This window comes from Enterococcus sp. DIV1315a (assembly GCF_051712325.1).
In the GTDB taxonomy this organism is placed as follows: Bacteria; Bacillota; Bacilli; order Lactobacillales; family Enterococcaceae; genus Enterococcus; species Enterococcus faecalis.
Window position 1 is genome coordinate 1751949 of the sequence record NZ_JBIOOS010000001.1, and the last position, 23299, is coordinate 1775247.

General features: G+C 36.2%; 23 protein-coding genes and 1 other RNA gene. 8 read left to right on the plus strand and 16 right to left on the minus strand.

Annotation, left to right across the window (positions count from 1 at the left end):
* Window positions 1-103: 103 nt before the first annotated feature.
* The 3 genes from IGJ03_RS08385 to map form a co-directional block, all read right to left on the minus strand.
* On the minus strand, window positions 104-1240 hold the full coding sequence (locus tag IGJ03_RS08385) for an MraY family glycosyltransferase (protein ID WP_002366956.1): 1137 nt from the start codon (window positions 1238-1240) through the stop codon (window positions 104-106).
* A gap of 110 nt (window positions 1241-1350) precedes the next feature.
* A complete protein-coding gene (locus IGJ03_RS08390) occupies window positions 1351-2259 on the minus strand; it encodes a YihY/virulence factor BrkB family protein (protein ID WP_002383768.1) in 909 nt (302 codons plus the stop codon).
* 15 nt (window positions 2260-2274) lie between these two features.
* Window positions 2275-3039 carry a type I methionyl aminopeptidase gene (map, locus tag IGJ03_RS08395; protein ID WP_438711114.1) on the minus strand — a complete coding sequence of 255 codons (765 nt, stop codon included), beginning with the start codon at window positions 3037-3039 and terminating at the stop codon, window positions 2275-2277.
* 174 nt (window positions 3040-3213) lie between these two features.
* Between map and IGJ03_RS08400 the strand changes: the two genes are divergently transcribed.
* The gene (locus IGJ03_RS08400; RefSeq protein ID WP_002356885.1) at window positions 3214-3657 is read left to right on the plus strand and encodes a flavodoxin; all 444 of its coding nucleotides are present in this window, start codon (window positions 3214-3216) and stop codon (window positions 3655-3657) included.
* 74 nt (window positions 3658-3731) lie between these two features.
* On the opposite strand, the gene IGJ03_RS08405 is transcribed toward IGJ03_RS08400, so the two are convergent.
* Together IGJ03_RS08405 and IGJ03_RS08410 are read right to left on the minus strand one after the other, a co-directional pair.
* A complete protein-coding gene (locus IGJ03_RS08405) occupies window positions 3732-4205 on the minus strand; it encodes a TspO/MBR family protein (RefSeq protein WP_002356884.1) in 474 nt (157 codons plus the stop codon).
* 158 nt (window positions 4206-4363) lie between these two features.
* Entirely contained in the window at window positions 4364-4936 is a 573-nt protein-coding gene (locus IGJ03_RS08410) for a TetR/AcrR family transcriptional regulator (protein ID WP_002356883.1), read from the minus strand.
* Between the two features lie 250 nt (window positions 4937-5186).
* On the opposite strand from IGJ03_RS08410, the gene IGJ03_RS08415 reads away from it, so the two are divergent.
* Window positions 5187-6425, plus strand: coding sequence for an aminopeptidase (locus IGJ03_RS08415; RefSeq protein ID WP_425135988.1), 1239 nt, complete (start codon window positions 5187-5189; stop codon window positions 6423-6425).
* Between the two features lie 86 nt (window positions 6426-6511).
* Here the strand turns inward: IGJ03_RS08415 and ffs are convergent.
* An RNA gene (gene ffs, locus IGJ03_RS08420) (signal recognition particle sRNA small type) lies at window positions 6512-6598 on the minus strand.
* A 39-nt stretch (window positions 6599-6637) separates the two neighbouring features.
* Complete coding sequence (gene tadA, locus IGJ03_RS08425) at window positions 6638-7159, minus strand: tRNA adenosine(34) deaminase TadA (protein WP_425135989.1); 522 nt, start codon at window positions 7157-7159, stop codon at window positions 6638-6640.
* Between the two features lie 77 nt (window positions 7160-7236).
* Here tadA and IGJ03_RS08430 point away from each other — a divergent pair, with 77 nt between their 5' ends.
* Entirely contained in the window at window positions 7237-8088 is an 852-nt protein-coding gene (locus IGJ03_RS08430) for a PucR family transcriptional regulator (RefSeq protein WP_002383772.1), read from the plus strand.
* Window positions 8089-8144: 56 nt separating this feature from the next.
* The gene (locus tag IGJ03_RS08435) at window positions 8145-8990 is read left to right on the plus strand and encodes a PhzF family phenazine biosynthesis protein (RefSeq protein WP_010710597.1); all 846 of its coding nucleotides are present in this window, start codon (window positions 8145-8147) and stop codon (window positions 8988-8990) included.
* Window positions 8991-9016: 26 nt separating this feature from the next.
* Here IGJ03_RS08435 and IGJ03_RS08440 read toward each other — a convergent pair whose 3' ends face one another.
* Window positions 9017-9355: a hypothetical protein gene (locus tag IGJ03_RS08440; RefSeq protein ID WP_002356871.1), complete on the minus strand. Its 339-nt coding sequence runs from the start codon at window positions 9353-9355 to the stop codon at window positions 9017-9019.
* A gap of 83 nt (window positions 9356-9438) precedes the next feature.
* Window positions 9439-10143 carry a zinc metallopeptidase gene (locus tag IGJ03_RS08445; protein ID WP_002384290.1) on the minus strand — a complete coding sequence of 235 codons (705 nt, stop codon included), beginning with the start codon at window positions 10141-10143 and terminating at the stop codon, window positions 9439-9441.
* Between the two features lie 198 nt (window positions 10144-10341).
* Between IGJ03_RS08445 and IGJ03_RS08450 the strand changes: the two genes are divergently transcribed.
* Window positions 10342-10695: a YxeA family protein gene (locus tag IGJ03_RS08450; protein ID WP_438711116.1), complete on the plus strand. Its 354-nt coding sequence runs from the start codon at window positions 10342-10344 to the stop codon at window positions 10693-10695.
* Window positions 10696-10732: 37 nt separating this feature from the next.
* Here IGJ03_RS08450 and IGJ03_RS08455 read toward each other — a convergent pair whose 3' ends face one another.
* On the minus strand, window positions 10733-11737 hold the full coding sequence (locus tag IGJ03_RS08455) for a nucleoid-associated protein (protein ID WP_002387246.1): 1005 nt from the start codon (window positions 11735-11737) through the stop codon (window positions 10733-10735).
* 127 nt (window positions 11738-11864) lie between these two features.
* Complete coding sequence (gene treP / locus IGJ03_RS08460) at window positions 11865-13331, minus strand: PTS system trehalose-specific EIIBC component (protein WP_002388267.1); 1467 nt, start codon at window positions 13329-13331, stop codon at window positions 11865-11867.
* 211 nt (window positions 13332-13542) lie between these two features.
* Between treP and gloA2 the strand changes: the two genes are divergently transcribed.
* Window positions 13543-13923, plus strand: a complete 381-nt coding sequence (gene gloA2, locus IGJ03_RS08465) for an SMU1112c/YaeR family gloxylase I-like metalloprotein (protein ID WP_002356864.1) — start codon at window positions 13543-13545, stop codon at window positions 13921-13923.
* A gap of 21 nt (window positions 13924-13944) precedes the next feature.
* Entirely contained in the window at window positions 13945-14427 is a 483-nt protein-coding gene (locus tag IGJ03_RS08470) for an SRPBCC domain-containing protein (protein ID WP_002407658.1), read from the plus strand.
* A gap of 43 nt (window positions 14428-14470) precedes the next feature.
* Here IGJ03_RS08470 and IGJ03_RS08475 read toward each other — a convergent pair whose 3' ends face one another.
* Window positions 14471-15583 (minus strand): FUSC family protein, encoded by a 1113-nt coding sequence (locus IGJ03_RS08475; RefSeq protein WP_002383778.1) that lies wholly within the window; start codon window positions 15581-15583, stop codon window positions 14471-14473.
* A gap of 172 nt (window positions 15584-15755) precedes the next feature.
* On the opposite strand from IGJ03_RS08475, the gene IGJ03_RS08480 reads away from it, so the two are divergent.
* Window positions 15756-17897, plus strand: a complete 2142-nt coding sequence (locus IGJ03_RS08480) for a GH92 family glycosyl hydrolase (RefSeq protein ID WP_002374433.1) — start codon at window positions 15756-15758, stop codon at window positions 17895-17897.
* 40 nt (window positions 17898-17937) lie between these two features.
* Here IGJ03_RS08480 and IGJ03_RS08485 read toward each other — a convergent pair whose 3' ends face one another.
* The 4 genes from IGJ03_RS08485 to IGJ03_RS08500 form a co-directional block, all read right to left on the minus strand.
* The gene (locus IGJ03_RS08485) at window positions 17938-19419 is read right to left on the minus strand and encodes a response regulator transcription factor (RefSeq protein ID WP_002378518.1); all 1482 of its coding nucleotides are present in this window, start codon (window positions 19417-19419) and stop codon (window positions 17938-17940) included.
* 11 nt (window positions 19420-19430) lie between these two features.
* Window positions 19431-21161, minus strand: a complete 1731-nt coding sequence (locus tag IGJ03_RS08490; protein WP_016633797.1) for a sensor histidine kinase — start codon at window positions 21159-21161, stop codon at window positions 19431-19433.
* Window positions 21115-21750, minus strand: a complete 636-nt coding sequence (locus tag IGJ03_RS08495; RefSeq protein WP_002362905.1) for a YesL family protein — start codon at window positions 21748-21750, stop codon at window positions 21115-21117. Before IGJ03_RS08495 ends, IGJ03_RS08490 begins: the two co-directional genes overlap by 47 nt.
* A 70-nt stretch (window positions 21751-21820) precedes the next feature.
* Window positions 21821-23287, minus strand: a complete 1467-nt coding sequence (locus IGJ03_RS08500; RefSeq protein WP_002370392.1) for an ABC transporter substrate-binding protein — start codon at window positions 23285-23287, stop codon at window positions 21821-21823.
* Between the last annotated feature and the right edge of the window lie 12 nt (window positions 23288-23299).

Consider the following 23299-nt stretch of genomic DNA (forward strand, 5'->3'; position numbering starts at 1 on the left):
CATCGTCTTAAAAAAAAAGCATATGTTTCACACATATACTTTTTTAAGTTTAATGGAATTATATCATAGGTTTACGCTCTCGCAAAGCAACCTAAAGATTTCTTTACTTTCTCTTAGAATGCTTGCCAAGTCGCTTTTTCATTTGCTCCTGACGATATTCACGATTCCCTAAAATCCGTAACAAATACATCAACGGTTGATGTCCTTCGCCAACTAGACCGATTAGTTCAATGAATAGTTCTAAGCCAATTAAACAAAAGACAATTAATAAAATTGATGCTACTGTACTTGAATAGCTGAACAATAAAGAGACAAAGGAAAAAACTAACGCCAATGCATAAATAGTCATGACCGCCCCTTTATGGGTAAAACCTAAAGATAACAAGCGGTGATGCAAATGCATTTTATCTGCTGAGGAAATGGGCTTCTTGTTCAATAGCCGTCGAATAATTGCATAAACCGTATCCGTAATTGGCACACCTAAAATCACCATTGGCGTAATTACCGTAATAAACGTAGCATTTTTCAATCCCTGTAACGACATTACTGCAATCATAAACCCGAGGAATAACGCCCCGGTATCTCCTAGAAATATTTTAGCTGGATAAAAATTGTATGGGAAAAATCCCGCAATGCTCGCAACTAAAATAAAAATAACAATTGGAATATAGACCGTTTTAGCATGTAGGAAAAAATACCCTGTAATACCAATCGTGGTTAATCCAATAATGGATACGCCTGATGCTAAACCATCCAAACCATCAATTAAATTTACTGCATTCGTAATCGCTAAAATCCACAATAAAGTTAGTGGTAAACTAAACCAGCGTAAATCAATCATTCCAACGACTGGCAACGTCACAAAATCTATCCGAATTCCAGCAACAAAATAAATAACTAATGCTGCTAACAAAATACCGATTGTTTTTTTCATTGGAGTAATCTCTTTAATATCATCAATGAGGCCTGTCAAAACAACCATTCCACCAGCCAAAATAATCGGCCAAATATAATCTTGTGGGATAATCGAACGAAAAATCAATAAACATGAACTAGCAAAAGCAATATAGATTGCAAGTCCTCCTGCTGTAGGCATATTTTTGGTATTGATTCGTCGCTCTCCTGGTGCATCATAGGCGCCAATCCGAAACGCTAGAAGCTTAACAAGTGGTGTTAATAGCAAAGATAAGATAAATGTCATAAATAAACGTATCAAAACTTCATAAATAAATAGTGACATAGTCGAACCCACTTTCTTCTCGTTCAGGGTATATTATACCGTAAACTGAAGCATTTACAAGCTGAAACATGTGTTCTGGCAACGGTTTAGACTTTTTTAAAGAAATCCATTTATTTTTTCTTTTTAAACCATCTAAACAAGCGTTGTTCAAAACTTGGTTGTTTTTTTTCTTTATCTCCAGATAAGTATTCATCAACGACAGCGTTGACAATTGCTCCTAAAATAATAATCGTGGCAGCAAAATTCAACCATAACATCAAGATGATAAAACTCCCGATGATTTGATAACTTGCGATTCTAGAACTAAAATATTTTACGTACAAACCAAAAATTTGTGATAATAGCATCCAACCGACTGTCGAAAAAATAGCCCCTGGCAAAATAGAACGTAACGATAATTTCCGATTAGGAACGACCGCATAAATCAAACACATAATCACTAATAAAACAACGGTCGTTAACGGCCATTTTAACGCTTGGAAAGTATCGATCACAGATGTTGAGTAATGGAAAATTGGTTGCAGTAATTCAATAATGTACTGACCCAGACCTAAAATTACTACTACACCGACAATCGCTACCATAAATAACAAAATAACTAAAAATGAAACCACTCTTACGAGAATAAAATTTTTCCTTTGTTCGACACCAAAAGCTTTATTCATCGCATTTTGTAGTGCATTAATACTTTGACTGGCACTCCAAAATGCTGCTAAAGCGGAAACAGAAAGCAACCCGCCTGAACGTTGAGTCAATAGTGAACGAATCGCTGGTTCTAAGTTCTTATAAACATCTTTTGGAATCGCCTCTGCAATATAAGGCAACACAGAATTAGGGTCGATTCTTAAATAAGGTAAGACATTACCTACCGCAATCAGTAATGGAAACAGCGAGAGTAATAAATAATAGGCAACAACCACTGAGCTGTTGCCTATTTCGGCTGTGACCATGTGACTTTGCGTTGTCTCAATAAAACGCATCAAAGATTGATTCTTTTTGATGTTGTCGAGAAACTTCATCACACACTCTCCTTATTAATAAGTCAATTCTTCGCCTTGTGACGTTAAGATTCTTGGACCTTCTTTCGTAATCGCTAATGAATGTTCATATTGACAACTTAGACCGCCATCTTCAGTATAAGCAGTCCAACCATTTGGGTCCATTTTCATGCGCCAAGTTCCTGTGTTAACCATTGGCTCAATGGTAATAACCATTCCCTCTTTTAAACGTAGTCCTTTACCTGCTTTACCATAGTGAGGGATCATTGGACTTTCATGAATAGTTGGGCCAATGCCATGACCTACAAAGTCGCGAACTACCCCGTAGCCTTCTCCTTCTACATACGTTTGAATTGCATGACCAATGTCGCCAATTCTATTTCCTACTTGTGCTTGTTCAATCCCAAGATATAGCGCTTTTTTGGTTACTTCCATCAAGCGATCAATTTCAGGTGTTGATTCACCCACGACATAAGACCAGCATGAATCAGAGATTGCGCCCTTTAAGTCGACACACATATCTACTTTGATTAGGTCGCCATCTTTTAATACTTTTTTACGAGGAAATCCGTGGCAAATTTCATCGTTGATACTACAACAAGTAGCATATTTGTAACCTTCATAGCCAATTTGAGCCGCCACGCCACCATGACTTTCAATAAAGTCTCTCACAAATACTTCAATATCCCAGCTTGTAATGCCAGGTTTAATAAACGTCCGTAAATGACGGTGAACATCCGCTAATAATTCCCCTGATTCATCCATCATTTCAATTTCTCGTGGTGATTTTAATGTAATCATACTATCTCTCCTAAACTTGTTTCATTCAAATTATTTTATCACATTTTTTGCAAAAAAGATTGTTCAAACACCAATTTTCAAAAAGTCCCTTAATAAAAGCACTCGCTAGTCTTTTATAAGAAATGCGCATCTGCTATAATAAGTGACAGAATTGTATGAGGGGGAAGAAAGTTTATGACGTTAGCTAAAATTGTGTATGCAAGCATGACTGGGAATACAGAAGAAATTGCCGACATTGTTGCAGAAGCATTTGAAGATTTAGAATTAGAGGTCGAAATTGATGAGTGTACGCAAGTCGATGCCGCTGATTTTGAAGAGGCCGATATCTGTGTAGTAGCTACATATACGTATGGCGATGGCGATTTACCTGATGAAATTGTCGACTTTTATGAAGACTTACAAGAGATTGATTTATCAGGAAAAATCTTCGGCGTTTGTGGTTCAGGAGACACGTTTTATGATGATTTTTGTAAATCGGTGGACGACTTCGAAGCAGTCTTTACTCAAATTGGGGCAAAAAAAGGCGCCGACAGCGTTAAAGTTGATCTAGCCGCTGAAGAAGACGACATCCAACGTTTAGAAGAATTTGCGAAAAAATTAGCAACTGCCGCAGAATAACTACGTTGAAATAAATAAAATAAACACCAGAGAAAAATGGCTAGTTCCCATTTTTCTCTGGTGTTTTGATATTCCTAATTTAAAAATAAAATACTGTAATTTAAAGCTGCCGCAAAAGTAACCCAAAGAATATAAGGAATCATCAACCAGCCACGCGTTATTAATTTATAACGCAAGTAGTCCCACTGTTGAACTATTAATAATAGCCATAACAATGAGATATCAATCACAGATAATAAATTATTTTGTAAAGAAAAAAAGAAAAATGTCCAGAAAAAGTTCGCAATAAATTGTAAAATAAATAGCGTAATCATCCGTTTTTTCTGTTGTTTATTTGGATGAACTAAGATGAAATAAAAAGTAATGCCCATAAAAATATACAACACCAACCACACCGGTCCAAATAACCAGCCTGGCGGAGCAAAACTTGGTAATCTCAACGCTTGATAATATTCTCTCGCATTTACTGAAAATAAGCCCGACAAGAGCCCTAGTCCGGTAATTCCTACAATACTTAGCCATAAACGCTTATCTTTCACTCGGTTCATGTTTTTTGCCCCTTTCTATTTCTCTTCTTTACTGTAGCATGGTTGCGAATAATCTACCATTAATACACTTAACAAAAAAAGACCGTTCTTTTAAGAAACAGTCTTTTGCTGTAACCTCACAGAAGCTATCAGCATGAGGTTACACTTTTTTTTAATTTTTATAGGTCAATATCAATTGGTTCATCTCGTTCAAGAATTGCTTCAATACTATCTTTCATTAAATGAATGATTTGTTCTTCTGAAGGATGGATAATTCCAGAAGTCATCAATGCAGCCACACCAGTAGCGACCACCCATGTTCCCATGTGTAAAGAGTCAATTTGAACATCGTTTAAATTAGCATACTCAGGATCAGCTTTTACCGCTTCAGTAAAATAGTGATAAGAGAATTCTTGCATTTTTTTGCCGCCACCATATTCTTCTAAATAAAGCGCACGGTATAACTTACTTTCACTTGTCGCAAAATGAATATAGTTTAAAGCCAAATCAACAATTGTATTCCCGGTATGTTTTACTGGAAATACTTCTTTCGCTAAGTATTTATGAATTTTTTGGAATAAAGCATCGCGTAAATCATCCATGTTTTTAAATTCCAAATAAATCGGTTGGGTGGAACATTTCATTTTATTAGCAATATTACGTGCAGTGAACTTCGAAAATCCTTCAGTGGCGACTACTTCATAGGCAGCTGTTAAAATCTGCTCTTTCGTAATGGTTTTTTTTCTTGCCATAATTCCCTATCCCCTTTATTCATTCATATACAACGCTTCCAAATAAATGCTTATGGTTATTGTAACACGATTTTTCTATTATGCAAAATTAGAACAACTCTTTGTACAAAAGTTCACTGAGCGGGAGCACGACAACTTTTACCCCAACTTAAAATAACAGTTGATAAAGGCTTTATTTCGTTGAGTTCCCTGCTCTTCCGTGTTATGATATGAGCAGTCATTACCCATCAAAATGAAGGAGGAATCACGAATGACCTTAGAGAATTTTAATGAAAATCTAAAGAAATATGCACGTTTAATTGCTGAAACGGGTGTCAATGTCCAGGACAAGCATACGGTTGTTTTACAAATCAGTGTCGATCAAGCGCCCCTTGCCCGCTTAATTACGGAAGAAGCTTATCGCTTAGGCGCGGCCGAAGTAATTGTTCAATGGAGCGACGAAACCATTCAACGTGAATTTTTAGCTCATGCTGCAACTGATCGTATTGAAAATGTTCCTCAATATAAAATTGATCAAACCGATGATTGGATTGCCAAAGGCGCAAGCCGAATTAGCGTGGTTTCTTCTAATCCTGATGCATTAGCTGGCGTGGATGCACAACGTGTAGCAGCTTTCCAAGCGGCTAATGGGAAAGCATTGGTCAACCTACGAAAAGCAACGCAAGCCAACAAAGTAAGTTGGACTGTTGTAGCTGCTGCTAGTGAAGGCTGGGCAGCTAAAGTCTTTCCAGAATTAGCAACAAGTGAAGAACAAGTTGATGCACTTTGGAATGAAATTTTCAAAACAACACGAATTTATGAAGAAAACCCAGTCATTGCTTGGGATATCCATGATAAAAAATTACAAGAAAAAGCGGCTGAATTAAACGAACAACAATTTACTGCTTTACACTACACAGCTCCTGGGACAGATTTAACGATTGGTTTGCCTAAAAACCATTTATGGGAAGGCGCTGGTAGTTATAACGCTCGTGGGGAAGAATTCATGGCTAATATGCCAACAGAAGAAGTTTTCACCGCCCCAGATAGTCGCCGCGTTGATGGTTATGTTTCTAGTACAAAACCACTAAGTTATGCTGGGACAATCATTTCGGGAATGAAATTTACATTTAAAGATGGAAAAGTTGTTGACTTCTCAGCTGAACAAGGCGAAGAAGCATTGAAAAATCTCTTAGCTATTGATGAAGGTGCCAAACACTTAGGAGAAGTTGCTTTAGTACCAGACCCTTCACCAATTTCACAATCCGGTTTGATTTTTTATAATACATTGTTTGATGAAAATGCCTCTAATCATTTAGCCTTTGGTTCGGCCTATGCCTTCAACTTACAAGGCGGCACGGAGATGAGCGAAGAAGAATTAGCTGAAGCTGGTTTAAATCGTAGCCAAACACATGTGGACTTTATGGTAGGATCTGACAAAATGAATATTGACGGCATTAAGGAAGACGGGACGATTGTTCCAGTTTTTAGAAATGGCGATTGGGCATAAATTTAAAAAGAAGCAAGCCGTAAAAATAACGGCTTGCTTCTTTTTATTTCAAATAAAAAAAGGCTTCTCAGCCTTGATACGTTCCTTATTCAATCAGACACATGGCGGCACTTGCTTAGTGCTGCTTCCTTCCGGATCTGACACAATTCACTAGCCCGCCATTGTCCTAGCCTTTCGGCAAAACCTAGTATAACGTATTTTTATTCTTTTGACTAGTCTTTCTTTCGATTTTTTAAAAGTTTCTCTTCTTTTTTCTTTGCCCGTAACTTTTTAAAGAACTGAACTAACAATAAGCGACACTCTTCTTCTAAAACGCCTGCTTCGACATAGGCCACATGATTGAAGCGTTCATCTTCTAATAAATTCATCAATGTGCCAGCAGTGCCTGCTTTAGGATCAGTTGCGCCATAATAAACTTCTGGAATTCGTGCTAAAAGCATCGCCCCACTACACATTGGACAAGGTTCTAAAGTTACAAATAATTGGGTTTCTTCTAGACGCCAATTTTCTATCCCGCGACACGCTTCTTGGATTGCATACATTTCTGCATGCGCCGTTGCTTCTTGCCGTGCTTCTCTCAGATTATGCCCGCGGCCAATAATTTCCCCTTGCCGAACTATCACAGCTCCAATAGGCACCTCAGCCAAACCTTCTGCTTTTTTCGCTTCTGCAATGGCTTCTCGCATAAAAAATTCTTTTTCTTCTTGTGTTAACGTTGTTTCTTTTTTTCCCAATTAATTTCCACCTTTCGGCTTTTTCCTACTAAACTTCTGTCTTGCTTCATGGTACAATAAATCAGTGAGGTGTGTCTATGATTATTGAAAATTTATCTCAGCTTTATCCCAAAGGCTATTTATCAAAAACAATTGGTTCCGAAGCCACCTATTCAATTCCTGTTGACGACCAATTTTTCATTGTGAATAAAGCTTTCTTAAGTATTAAAGAACAGCATTTGTTGGAAGCGCTTTTCCCAATTTCTGAAAACCCAACAATTACTGGTAACCATCCTTGGTTCAGTTACTTATTTCAACAGGCAAAATTACCTGCCGAAGGGACCTTTCGTATGTTGCAAATTCAAACGAATGTCACAAAAGAATTACAAGCTGAATGGCAATTTAATTTAACAAAGATGTTTCCAGATACAGTTGATTGTTTCAGTCCAAGTAATAATATGTATATTTTAGTTGAAGAACAGTCAAAAAATACCTTTCAACAAGAAGAAATTCAAGGGATTTTTTTAACATTAGATACAGACTTTGATTGCACTAGTGCTGTATTTGTTGGCAATTTTTATTCCTCTGAAGACATTCTCCGGCGTTGTTTCCATGAAGAACAACGTATTTTTTCAGAAGAACTTAATTCCTCTAGTCGGACGACTGTTTTTAGTTTAACTGATGTTGCCCTCCACTATTTTACCAAGGAAGCCATGAGCCAAAATGTACTTGTTGAGTACTATCGTCGTTTATTAAATAAAGACACCGATATTCAGCCAATCATCAGCGCTTTGTGGAAAAATCAAGGCAATATCAGCTCCACTGCAAAAGATTTATTTATGCATCGAAATACTTTACACTATCGGTTGGAAAAGTTTTTTGAACAAACTGGCTTATCTTTAAAAAAAATGGATGATTTAATCTTTTGTTATTTGTTATTAAGAAAGTAGTACGTCCATTTTTTACTCGTATGTTTTTTATTCCCAATTAGAAAGTAGGCGTTCCAATGAAAATTACCGCATATGTCGCTAGTGCATTTAGTAAAAACCACGAAGGTGGCAACAAAGCAGGCGTTGTTTTTATGACACAGCCCTTAACGAGAACCCAAAAAATGGCCATCGCCAAAGAACTAGGATTTGCAGAAACTGCTTTTATTTCAGACTCAAAGATTGCTGATTTCCGCCTTGAATATTTTACACCAAAAGAAGAAGTCGACTTATGTGGCCACGCGACAATTGGCGCTTTCACCATCATGAAGCACTTAAATAAATTATTGCAAACAGAATATACAATCGAAACGAACAGCGGTTTGCTCGCAATCACGGCGAACGGTGAACAACTATTTATGGAACAAACTGTCCCAACTTTTTATGATACGCTCACTTTAGAAGAATTGAGCGGCTGCTTTGATTTAAACGCAGTGGCAACTGCTTTTCCTATCCAGATTGTGTCAACGGGCCTAAAAGATATTTTGGTTCCCATTAAAAATGCGCAATTATTACAGGATTTACAACCAAACTTTGAAAAAATTAAGTTACTTAGTCAAAAGTATGGAGTTATTGGGATGCATCTTTTTGCTTTGTCTGAAGAAAATATCATTTGTAGGAATTTTGCACCCCTTTATGACATCGATGAAGAAGCCGCTACTGGTACATCAAATGGTGCGTTAGCTTGTTATCTGTACCATCACCAAATTTTACAAAAAACCAATTACACCTTTGCCCAAGGTTATACCTTAAACGCTCCTTCAGAAGTCTTAGTGCGTTTGAACACTACATCCCAAAAGACAATTGATCAAGTTCTAGTTGGTGGCAGAGGCTATTATGTTGAAACAAAAGAATTATTTTTATAAAAAAAAGATGGCCTAGGCCATCTTTTTTACTTCATTGCATCTTCAATAAATGTGAAAAAGCGTTCTTTTAAAGAATCTGTATTGTCTTTAACTTTTTCGCCATATTCAGCTAATTTTGAACCGCCATCTTTCACACGATCCACAACATTTAAAACAGAATCTAATTCATCATCGGATAAATCATCGACAATCGATAATAATTTTTGGTTTCCATCAAATTTATCGTCTACAAACTTTTTAACTTTATAACGATTGGAAACATGAGATACCTTCTTAATAATTTTTTCAGAAGCGATGACTGCAACAGAGACACTTGCAACTGCAGCAATGCTTAAACCGATACCAATTTTTGTTGATGCTTTCATTTCCTTCAGCTCCTCTGTTATTTTCTATTTTAATCATAACATATTATTACTTTTATGCGTAATAGAAAGACCTTTGCTGGCACTTAGTCTCGGCGGTTGTTGCCACCAAATAAAATAACCAAACGTAAAAGTTGTAAAAAGGTCGAAAGCGCAGCTGCTACGTAGGTAAGTGCAGCTGCAAAAAGAACTTTTCTGGCCATTGGGACTTCTTCTTCTGTTAATAACCCACCTTCAGAAAGAATACTTAATGCACGTCTAGACGCATTAAACTCCACCGGTAAAGTCACCAATTGAAAAATCAAGGCTAATGAAAAAGCCAAAATTCCAATGTTGATTAATGTTTGATTCCAACTAAATAAAACACCAATCAAAATTAGTGGAAAGGAGATGGTTGAACCGATGTTGGCAACTGGAACAATAGCTGCACGAAGACGTAAAGGCACATAGTTCGTATGATCTTGTACCGCATGTCCGCATTCATGAGCCGCCACGCCAATAGCCGCGACCGATGTCGATTGAGCAGTGGCTTCGGATAAGCTCAACATTTTGTTTCCAGAATTATAATTGTCAGTTAAATCACCAGCAATTTGCTGAACTCCAACATCATTAATTTGTTCTTTTTGTAAAATATATTGTGCTGCCTGCGTGCCTGTAACATGTTTACTGCTTCGTACTTGATCATATTTACGAAAGGTACTGTTAACATATGCGGAGGCCGCACCAGAAATCGCAATTCCGATAATTACCAATATATAGGTTGGATCGATTCCAAAATAAAAGGGCATCATTGTCCTCTACCTCCATCTTTTTTTCTTTATTGTAGCATGATAGTGAAAAAAAGGGAGCGACAAACGTTGTCTTTTGTTTAAAAAAATGATGAATTTTTCAAGAAAGTGCCGAAACTAACAAAATTGTCACTCAATTAACGGAAAAAAATATGGCAAATTTCCTAAAAAAAAGGCATACTATTCCTTGAGGTGAGGAAAATGAAAACATTACTAAAAATATTAATTCCCATAGTCATTTTAGCAGGTGGTAGCTGGGGCGTTTATAATTACTATTACGGTGGAGAAGCCTATTATACACAAATCACAACATCTGGTGAAAAGAAAGATGAAAAAACAAATTCTGGTGAAGCAATGACCATTTATTACTATCAACAACCTGCGTTTAATAAAAACGGTGAAGAAAAAACCGTGGAATTAAACGAATCCCGTGATCAACCTTTGCGTATGAAAGTCTATCTAAAATTGAAAGTTAATCCCCGTAAAGGCGTGATCAGCTGGAATGAAGTGACAGAAAAAGAAGTCCCTGAAAAAGCTTTAGAAAAATTAAAATAAAGAAAAAACCGTTGGCAAGCGACCAACGGTTTTTTCTTTATAATTGATTACTAATTTTTTCGATATTTTTTAGCATGATGGACACTGTACCATCTGGATTATTAACAAATTCAATTAAATCGCCATTGCGGTAAACATCTAACGGAACAATTAATTCAATACCGTTATCCATTTTTAACTTTTGTTTGCCAAATTTCTTTTCAGAAATTTCGCGAGATTCTCTGACTGGCGGTGTTTTGTCGACAAACTTCGACTCATTCACTTCTTCTTGGTAAGCTAATTTAGCTGATACATTTTCTTTAAACACTTGCTCAGCAATCTGCTCATTGTCAATCGTCCCCGTTTCCTCAATGCTATCATACACCGCTTCTTTTACAGAAGCCATTAGTTCAAACTCATCTTCGTTAAATTTCTTTCCAATGCGTTTGACTGCCTTTTTAATTTCTTTGATATTTTCTTCCATGGAAGGTGCCGCTTGCGTCTCAATCACTTTTTCAGAGAAATACCAGATTTTTTCTCCTGAAAATTCATATCTTTTCTCTAGTAATTCAAACGCTAATGTATCTAAGTCAACCGTAATCCCTTCATCTGGTTTTTGTGATTTTGAAGACAAAATTGCTCGGTTGATAATCAGTTTGTTATAAACGGATTCTTCTTCATAGTCGACGTAATGCGTGTAACTTTCTTTATAGTTTAATTTAATCATTGCGACATGTAACACCGTATCTAATTCATATAAAATGAACAAAATATCAGCACTAGGCGCATCTTCGCTTCCTGAATAAACATCATACCAATGTTGGGTAACTTCTTGGCTTTTCTTTATAAAATCACTAGGAATCCCACGTAACGTGTCAACAAAGGAACTATTTTCCGCCAATGTTCCAGTCTTTGTTTGTGCAGTCGAAAGTTTTGAAATTTTTGCAGTTAAATACGTTCGAATATACTCGGTCGTTAAATCTAGTTCCTTTTCAGAGAAAACCGGCGTCCCAGTTTCTCGATCAATAATGTGTAAAATTGCTTTTTTTAAATAAATATCCATTTTTACGCTCTCCTTTTCTCAACCTTTTTAGTCTAACTGAAAGAGAGAAAAAAGCCAATAGTTTCTATAAAAAGAAGAAGAATTCGTAGACAAATGTCTACGAATTCTTCTTAACTTCAAAAAGCGATTACCCTTCTTCGCTGTATAACATCCCTGTTGCTTCATCAACTGGATCGACTTTATTAAAGATGCCTTTCTTTCTGAAAATATAAGTTAAGCCCATTGGTACGATAATCGCAATCACCATTGCGACTAAAAACGGCAAGTAATATTGTGGCACAATAGATAAAATTCCTGGCAAGCCACCGACGCCGATACTTGTCGCACGAACGCCCATTAAAGTGGCAAACATTCCGGCCATTGCCGAACCAATCATGCCCGCAACAAATGGATAAACATATTTTAAGTTGATCCCAAACATCGCTGGTTCAGTCACACCTAAGTAACAAGAAATCATCGCTGGAATCGAAACTTGTTCTTCTTTTTTGTTTCCACGATGCATAAAGATAACTGCTAAAACCGCTGAACCTTGTGCAATATTTGATAGAGCAATCATTGGCCATAAGTTGGTTGACTGAAAGTCAGCAATCAACTGTAAATCAATCGCATTACTCATATGATGCAACCCAGTGATGACTAATGGTGCGTACATAAAGCCAAAGACGGCGCCAAATAACCAATTAAATGTTGACGTTAATCCTGCGTTTACGATATCAGAAACCCAACTACCAATCGTCCAACCGATTGGTCCTAAAATGACATGTGCAGCCAATACTGTTGGTACTAAAGCAAACAATGGGACAAAAATCATTGAAATTGCTTGAGGAATCACTTTTCTAAAGAAAATTTCAAGATAGGCAAGCAAGAAGCCGGCTAACATAGCTGGGATAACTTGCGCTTGATAACCAATCATGTTAACTTGAGCAAACCCAAAATCCCAGAAAGGAATTTCTGCTGCTTTAGTCGTCGCAACTGAATAAGCATTCAGAAGTTGTGGTGAGACTAATGTAATCCCTAGGACAATCCCCAAAATTTGTGTGGTTCCCATTTTCTTCGTAATACTCCACGTAATCCCAACTGGCAAGAAGTGGAAAATTGCTTCGCCGATTAACCATAAGAATGAATTGACTCCATTCCAAAATTGAGAAACTTCCACGATTGTTTGACCATCAAGAAAGCCAAATGGAACCCCTTCCAAAATATTGCGGAACCCTAAAATCAATCCCCCGATAACAAGTGCAGGAATCAATGGTGTAAAAATCTCAGCTAAAACAGAAACAACTCGTTGAACAGGACTCAAATTACTTTTGGCAGCTGCTTTCCCTTCTTCTTTTGAAACCCCTTCTAAACCGGAAATTGCAGAAAAATCATTATAAAATTGTGGGACTTCATTCCCAATAATTACTTGAAACTGTCCAGCATTTGTAAAGGTTCCTTTTACAGAAGGAATATCTTCAATCACAGGTACATCCGCTTTTTTTGGATCTTTTAATACAAAACGCATTCGAGTTGCACAATGAGAAACAGCTGAAATATTTTCTTTGCCTCCTACTGCTTTCAACAACTGTTGTGCATCGCTTTGAAACTTACCCATTTTACATTCTCCTCTCAAACTTGTATATACAATTAAGTTGTATATACATCATACTTGATTATTCTTTTTTTGGCAAGCGCTTTCTTTCAAAAAAATAATTTTATTTTTTTGAAATTCCCTTGTCTTTTCTTAAAGAGTCAAACAGAACGCTTTTTTAGCTGCTTCTTTATTGCTATACTACAGAGGGAAAAAACGAAAAGGAGTATGAAAAATGTTTTTTAAAGAAATTCATCATGTGGCAATCAATGCCTCAAATTATCAAGCAACTAAAAATTTTTATGTCGAAAAGCTGGGCTTTGAAGTTCTTCGCGAAAATCATCGTCCCGAAAAAAACGATATTAAATTAGATTTAAAATTAGGCAGCCAAGAATTAGAAATTTTCATTTCTGATCAATTTCCCGCTCGCCCCTCTTATCCTGAAGCTTTAGGATTACGTCATTTAGCTTTTAAAGTTGAACATATTGAAGAAGTGATTGCTTTTTTAAATGAGCAAGGAATTGAAACAGAACCGCTACGAGTAGATGATTTTACGGGTGAAAAAATGACCTTCTTTTTTGATCCAGATGGACTACCTTTAGAACTTCACGAATAATAAATAAAGGAGAGAAACAACATGAAAGATACCTTTCGCTTAGAAAACCAGACGATTTATTTTGGTACAGAACGGGCAATTTCAGCCAGCCCTCAAACGATTTGGCGCTACCTCACTGAGACAGACAAGCTAAAACAATGGTTTCCAGAATTAGAGATTGGTGAATTAGGTGTTAACGGGTTTTGGCGGTTTATTCTGCCCGATTTTGAAGAAACAATGCCTTTCACTGATTATGCAGAGGAAAAATATCTGGGCGTGACTTGGGATACTGGTATCATCTATTTTGACTTAAAAGAACAAGCACCTCATCAGACCCTGTTAGTCTTTTCAGAATCTCTCCCAGAAAATTTTACAACACCTCGCCATAAAGATATCGCTGGTTGGTCAATTGTTCTCAACCGCTTGAAGCAAGTAGTTGAAACCCCTGATGCAGCAACAGAAAAAATAGATTTTCCGCAAATAGAAAATCATTACTTGGAAAAATTAACGAATTTAGAAAATTAAAAAGTGTGGCACAACGGGTAAATCACCCTCTGTGCCACACTTTTTAAAAACGTAAAATACGCTGATAAACAAATAAACCTAAATCAATTAAGCAAACAACAAAAATTGCCAATAATACAAAAGAGACCCGCAACTCTGCGGCGTACATCCCTCGTAAACTAATTGTTGCCAAACATAACCCAAAAATCGTTGCCATTGTCACTTGTAACACGGTTCCTGGTTTTAGGGCATAAACAAAAATGCCAATCAAACTAGAAACAATGAGGTGTGTCAGTGGCAATTGAAGCCAATTGACAACAAACAGACTAAGGAAACATCCTAAAAGAGTCCCCCAAAAACGTGTCTTAATACGCGTGTTCATTTCTGCTTTCACTGGATGCAAGAGTAGAAAAACATTCATCGGAATCCAAATTATTTTAATGCCTCCTACACTCCACATTAAAATAAAACTCAGTGTAATGGTGAAACTCATACGAATAGCTAAACGAAATCGTTGCACCCTTTCGTCAGGACTTTCTAAAAATTGTTTGAAACTTGTAATCCCAAAAAAAATCTGTTGTAAGTCGTGCCAGAAATTAATAACTGCCAATTTTTGTTGCTTCATATTTAATTGAATGCTTTTAAAAAAACGAACATGGCCCCTACTCTTTAAGCTAGTTAGCTGACGTAATCCTGTTTGCCACCAAGCGTTTAATGTTAAAGCCAATAAAAAAAGACCAATTAAAAAGGCCACAACTTGAGATTGCATCAAAAATGTATTTCCTTTAACCTGGATTAACTGACAAAACGTAAACATCATCAAATAACTATGATACCGCATCGGTGTCGCAGATGAATAAAATAAATAAACAATTAAAAATGTCACACTACTATTTAAAATAATAGACCAGCTAAAGGAACTACTAGCTATAAATGCTAAAAAACTGATCACAAATTGCCTGATACTCATTTTGAGCAGCGCTACAAACGAATAATCTTTTTTATAGTTAATTTTAAACATAATAGTAAATACAGGCACCATAATTAAATAGCTTGGGGAAAATAAAAAATCCAATGTATAAAAACTAACCAAAAAAAAGGCGATGACTGGGAAAATGGCCCAAACATACGCAAAAAATTGCTGACTTTTTGTACTAAAAAAATAAATAACAATCACTCCAATATCGATTCCTTATCCATTGTAACATGCTTGTCAATTCCCTCTTCAAATTGAATATACCAATTCGTTAAAAATAAATAAAAAAGCGAATAAATACGCTTTCATTTCTTGTTTTTTGTGCTATAATCAGCATATATGATATATCATTTAAAACAAAGGAGCTACTTTCATGAATATTCAAGCGATTGATACGCGACACGGAACTGCCAACCAACATAGTTTTTCAAATGGAAATTGTCTACCCTATACTGGCGTGCCATTTGGGATGAACTTTTACGCCCCGCAAACAACTGACCAAAAAGGCAGCTGGTGGTTTCATCCAGAAGATCGAACATTTCAAGGCTATCGAGTAACGCATCAACCAAGTCCTTGGATGGGTGATTTTAGTCATTTATTAATGACCCCTGTCAGTGGTTCATTGTCGGAACTTTCTTTATTCCATGCCCAAAGTTCTTATCGTCCAGAAGAAAGCCTTTTTTCTCCTGTCGAAATTAACTTAACTCAATTACGCTATCAAATAACTTCTCAATTAATCCCAAGCATGTATGGTGGTATCTTAACCATTGATTATCAACAAAAAGACAATCACTTACTACTAACTCTGCCTGGACGTTATCAAGTAAAACAATTAGATGACCATCAAGTGGCTGTAAAAGTCATCAACTATTCTGGTTGTGAAGATCCAGATTTTAGTTTTTATTTTGTGCTTCATTTTGAACAGCCTTTAACCAAATGGTTTGCCCCTTCTTCAGGTGAAGATGGCAAAATCCTTCTTTCTTTTGGAAATATTGCTCAACAAGTTGTTCATTTTAGTAGTTCATTTATTTCTGAAAAACAAGCGCAGTTAAATTTAGCGCGAGAAATCTCTTTGCGTTCTACTGAGATGCTGCAACAAGGAATCGCAGATTGGCATAATTATTTCGATCGCCTTAAAGTAACGCATGAAAATCCTGAACATACTAAAACGTTTTATCATACACTGTATCGAACATTCCTATTTCCGCAAACCTTTTATGAATTGGACGAAAATCAGCAGCCGATTCATTATGATACGTTCTCGCAAACGGTTCGTCCTGGTGTACTATATACCAATAATGGCTTTTGGGATACTTATAAAACGGTCTACCCATTGTTCTCACTAATTGCTCAAGAAAAATACGAAGAGATGCTAGAAGGCTTTTTAAATAGTTACAACGAAACAGGTTTCTTGCCAAAATGGTTATCTCCAGATGAGCGTGGTTTAATGCCTGGCACCTTGATTGACGCTGTCATTGCTGATGCCGCCGTGAAAAAGATTCGTCCTGACTTGATGCCTCAGTTCCTAGAAGCGATGAAAAAAGGCGCTACACAACAAAGCGAACGAGAAAATTATGGACGTCAAGGAACTCTGGATTATCTAAAATATGGCTATGTTCCTTCAACCTATCATGAATCTGTCAATCATACCTTAGACTATGCGTACAGTGATTTCTGTATTTCGCAAGTTGCAAAAACATTGAATGATTCAGAGACTGCAACGTTTTATCGTCAACAAGCCTTGAATTATCAACAACTTTTTAATCCTGAAACTGGCTTTATGCAAGCAAAGGATACTGAAGGCAATTTCCGTCCTGACTTTTTAGATATTCGTTGGGGCAAAGATTACGCCGAAGGAAGTGCTTGGCAATCAAGTTTTGCGGTTTATCAAGATTTTGCAGGTTTGATTAAGCTATATGGTAGCGAGTTAGCTTTCGAAAAAAAATTAATTCAGCTATGCAATCAAGCGCCTAACTTTAACGTTGAAGGCTATGGTTTTGAAATTCATGAAATGAGTGAAATGGCGGCAATTGATTTTGGTCAATTAGCCATCTCAAATCAACCAAGTTTCCATTATCCGTTTCTATTCAGCTACATCGGCAAACCAGAGATGGCTCAACCACTTTTAAAACAACTAATGCAAACATTTGATGCTTCACCAACTGGCTATCCAGGTGATGAAGACAATGGTAGCATGTCTGCTTGGTATATTTTTAATAGCTTAGGCTTTTATCCCGTCACACCAGGAACTGGTGAATATGTAATCGGGATGCCTTTAGTCCAGACGGCGGAAGTAAAACTGTCAAATGGTAAACAATTAACCATTCAGACATCACCAAACAAAGTCCAACAACAATTTATTCATGAAATTCAGTTAAACCAAGAAAAACATACTGCGCCTTATTTTACTCATCAAGAACTATTAAATGGCGGGACTTTAGATTATCAATTAGGGATCGTCCCGAATCCACAAAACACAGCAGAACGACCGTTTTCATTAAGTACGGAAAAATAATAAAAAGAAAGATGTTCATAAAAATTGAACATCTTTCTTTTTATTCTTCGACACCTGCGTAATTTGATTGGTATTGCTCTCGAAATTCTTTTGGCGTAATTCCATTTAATTTTTTAAACATTTTTGAAAAATAGTTGGTATTGTTAAATCCTACTTTTTCTGAAATTTCGTTGATTGTATCATCCGTGTACAATAATAATTTCTGGGCATGCTTGGTACGCACTTGATTCAAATATTGAGAAAAACTCCGCTTGGTTTCTTTTTTAAAAATTTGGCCTAAATAACTAGGGTTCAAATGAAGCTCATCCGCCACCGTTTTTAAGTTTAATTCTTCTAAATAGCCTTGTTCAATTCTTTCTACAGCTTGGCTAACACTTTCTGAATATTTTTTTATTTTAGGTTTATTTTTCACTTCTGCCAAGACTTGCTGCATTAACGCATACAGTGTATTAAGATTGTTGCTGGCTCGAATTTCTTCCACGATTTTTTCATAGTTTTCTTCTAACACAGTTGGATACTGACGCGAAATATCTGAAAAAAGTAAGAAGACTACATAGCGTACATATTCTGGCGTAGCGTGTTGTTGACTTAACTGATTGAAAATAGCATCTAATTCCCGTTGAATGGTCTGCATATCCCCAATCATCAAGGCTTGGTTAAACGCTAGAAAAGTAAAATCTTCTGCCGAACGATTCATTTGTTCTTTTTGATTATTTGGCAGAAATTCTTGATAAAACGTTTCAATTGCTTGCAACTGTTTTACTTTCTCATAACTTTCATAAACCGTTTCCCATTCATTGACAGATTCCCCTACAAAAATCTGACCTTGACCAGCTAGAATCGCTTCAATTTCACGAATAAATAAGAACGCTTCTTGTCTGGCCCCTTTATAGATAAGTAACAATTGGTGGTACGTACTCATCCAACTTTCAATGAATAACAGTTGGCCTTTTTTCATAAATAGTTCCTTGATTGTTTCTAAAAATGGCATCTCAGCTTCAACCAATAAAACGGTAAAATCACCTGGTTTTATAGTCGTAAATTGCTGCATTAACTCTTCGTATTCCCCTTCGCTGATTTCATCATTAAGCCAACGCATCAAGCCATTTTCTAGATATAGACGCACGCGGGCATGGGATTTTTTTTGTTGGTCCAATTCTATTTTAATTCTCTGGATATTGGCTAATAGTTCTTGTTTATTGACTGGTTTCAAAAGATAATCTTGGACCTGCAAAGCCATGCCTTTTTTGACGTAATCAAACTCTTGATAACCTGATAAAATTAAACTAATAAATTGATGTCCTTTTTTCTTTGCTTGCTCAATTAATTCGATCCCGCTCATTTCTGGCATCGTAATATCTGTTAATAAAACATCAATGGATTCTGTTTCTAAAAAAGCCAATGCTTCTTGCGCACTACGCGCTGTTTTAACAATTTCAAAGCCTAACTCTTGCCAAGGAATAATCCATTTTAAGCCTTCTAAAATCATATATTCATCATCAACAAACATCACTCGATACATCTTTTCACCCCTTATGCTACAAACGAAAGACGAATTGTCGTCCCTTCTCCTTCTTTCCCTTCAATGGTTAAACCATAACTCTCCCCAAAAAAGCGTTGTAAACGTTCATGAACATTTCTTAATCCAATGGATTGTTCCGTTTCTATTTCTGTTTGATTTAAACGTTCGCGAATTTCCTCTAACCGATTGGCGGTAATTCCTTTTCCATTATCTACAACAGCCACAATAATTTTTTCGCCTTCTCGGTAGGCGTGGACCTTAATAGCATTGTCTTGTCGTTGATAGTCAATTCCATGCACAAAATAATTTTCGACAAGCGGCTGAATGATAAACTTAGGAATTTCGACATCAGCAATTGTTTCTTCTATTTCGAACTTATAGGCAAATTGGTCGGGATAACGCATTTGATACAAATACACATACTTTTCACAAAATGAGATTTCCTCTGCCAAGGTCGTGGTTTTTTCTTGGTTAATATTATTCCTAAGTAGCGTTGAAAAAGCATAGACAACATCAGCTAGTTCTTCTTGTTGCCGACTCAAAGCATACATGCGAATATATTCCAACGTATTATAAAGAAAATGAGGATTAATTTGCGACTGTAATGCTCTCATGTGAGCATCGCGTTGCTTAATTTCTAAAGTATAAATATCGTGAATGTATTGATCTAAACTGTCTACCATAAAATTAATCGCGGAAGCAATATCATTCAATTCTTCCTGAACTTGATTCGTGTCAATTCGTTCTTTTAAATTGCCATCGCCAATGGCTCGTGTCGCTTCTAAAATTAATTGGACTTGTTGAGAATAGCGTTTAAACAGGCGGTTTAAGCCCACTAATAAAATAACAATCAAAAGTAACCCAATCCCTAAAATGGCCGCATAATTCATAAACAATTGTCGAAATAAGACTCGGCGGCTTGTTAATAAGAGAATGGTACTCCGGCCACTGCTTTCTATTTCCGCAATATCGTAGCGATTATGAAAAACCTGTTGAATGTCACTATCGGTGTGCATTCTTTTATCTAGTTGCCGCTCTTCTTCTTTGGTAAATTGTGCTTTTTCAGAAAAAATTTGATTTCCAGCACTATCATAGATAAACGCATTAATACCTGATTTTTTCAATAAGTCTGCTTGGTTGCCTAGCAACTCTTGACTTGAAAACACAGTGTACAACTCTCCCAGCGGTTGTCCTGTATAAGGATCGGAGATAATTCGCATTAGTTGAAAGCCATGTTTTTTAATTGATGACATATCCATTTTTTTCCCATTTGTAGCTGTGCGATTGGCGAACAAAACCTGATCAAATTCATCTAAGCGAATAATCACTTCTTCTAAGTCAGGAAAGGTGCTAAATAATGTACTTAAATTATTTCCAAAGTGGGTACTGACCCGATCTTCCGACCATTGGCTGTAAGTATAGTCAAAATACTCAGGAGGAGAAAGTTCCATATATTTTCGCATGTTTTCAATTTTACTTGCAGAGCCAGCTAATTCATTAATCATATTCGTCGCCGCATTATTTTTATTCGTTACATAGCTGTCAATTTGGGAAACGGCGTTATTTTTTTGTGAATCAATTGATAAGTTAATTGTATAAGTAACATAAACGCACAAAGCAGCCACCGTTAACAAAATAATACTTGTTAACAGTAGACTGTATTTTTGTAATAATCGATTTAATAAATATTTTTTTTTAAACAGTTTTTTGAAGATTCGCTTCATTTTGTTCCAACTTTCCATCAATAAACTGGCGATTTTTACGCGTGACATAGGCACACCACATCATAATTAAGGCAAACGAAGCAAATAGTAGCAGTCCTTTCATTTTCCAAGTTAAAGCAACGATACTAATTACACCGAATAAGACTTTAAAAAATACACCGAGGTTTAAAAAGATACTGATAAATGAAAGCTTCATTAAATCAATAGTTGAGATAAAATAGCTTCCTTCATATAGTAGCATATAAATGTAAAAAATAACGAGTATTAGGGAAACAAAAAATAAAATAAATGTAATAATTAACCACATTATTCCGGTAAATTGAACGGCTAAATAAATATTATAAAAAACAAATCCTAAAGTGAAGAGAAAAAGTAAAAAATAACAGTTACTTCTTTTAAAATGTGCTTTCCATGATTCAAATGCTCGTTTAACGGTAATTGCTTGATAATTCATACCCTCTTCCAAAATGAAATCAGTCATCATTTGGAGTGCTGGACCAACACCAAAAATAATCCCTCCAGCTAAACTAAATAAAACAAACAGTAAATTTAGTTTGATTACTGTCCAGGAAAGGTAAAACAACCGCTGAATCCCTGTACTTTCCATCTTCCTCTTCCTTTCTATTATGTAAAAGGCTGAGCCAAAAGCGCTCAGCTAATGCCTCAGCCTCCTGTGATTATTTTTGAGATTGGATATATTCGTCTAACTGTGTTTGCATTTCTTTTTGAACTTTATCCCAGCCAGCTGTTTTTAGGTCATCCATTAATTTTGGAAGTGTTTCTTCTGGATCAACAGTTCCTGTATTTAAGCTTGCTGCGTAACGGTTCATAACTGTAGCAACGTTAGTGATTTCAGTTTTCACTTTATCATTTACAAAAGTAAAACCAAGAATTGGTGAATCTTTTGCTTCTTCGATGCTCTTATCACGTTCTTTAACCATTTCTTCAGTGACAGATTCTTCTGGCCAAATGATTAAGTTGTTTCCTGTGTTCCAAGCACTCAAATGAGTTGTTGGTGTGTAATCTTTCAATAATTTCACGCGATCATCGCCAACTTTTTCATATTGTTTGCCTTCTTCACCATAAACAAGTCCGTTTAACAATTCTGGATTGCTGTTCAATAAACCTAACAATTCAACAGATTTTTCTTTGTTTTTAGACGTGTTTGCAACAACATAGTTAGCCATTTGCGCTTGAGCTGTTGTTTTTAATGGTTCTGTTAGTGGACGAGAAACAAGTGGTTTGCCAGCAGCTTGTGTTAAGATTGTATCACCATAATCCATAGGTCCTTGTGTTTCTTGACGCATGAACCAAGTATTGGTATTTAAGTCATATGGTGTTGTACTTGTAGCAGCATCTGTTGGAATCAAGCCATCTTTATACCATTGATGTAAGACTTTTAAGTTATTAATCATGTCTTTGTCGGCATATTGGTTAATAATTTTTGGTGAGCCAGTATCAGTTGTTTTTACTGCAAATGGATATTGGTTACCAATAGGGAAGTCATAATTACCTGTTGCAAAGAATGTTTGACCGATAGCAAAAGCAGCAATATTTGGTTCTTTTTTATGGAATTCTTTTAGAACTTCCGTTGCACTTTCATAACTACCATCGACTTTACTAATATCTAAATTGTATTTATCGACATATTCTTTATTAAAAGTTAAAACTTGTTGACCGTAAGAGTTACCTAAAATTGGGAACGCATACAGTTTTCCATTGATCGTATTTCCTTTAATATAGTTATCTGGTAATTGATCATAGGCTTCTTTGGCATATTTAGGTGCTAAATCAGTTAAATCAGCATAGGCGCCTTTTTGTGCATTCGTTGCATAATTTTGTGCTAATGAAATATCATAGCTTTCACCAGAAGCAACGATTGTTGACATTTTTTGGTCCCAATCGCCCCAACCAACAAATTCCATTTTTAATTTTGCCCCAATTTTTTTCTCGATAATTTTATTCGCATTATCGATTAATTGGTCATAATTATCTGGTTTGTCCCCAACACGATACATTAATAACGTTGGTGTACTATCATCACCTTTTGACGCTGCATCTTTTGAAGATTTACCGCACGCGCTTAATCCTACAGCTAAAGCTGCTGCGCCAGCTACGGCTAATCCTTTTTGCCATTTTTTCATTCCTTATTTCCT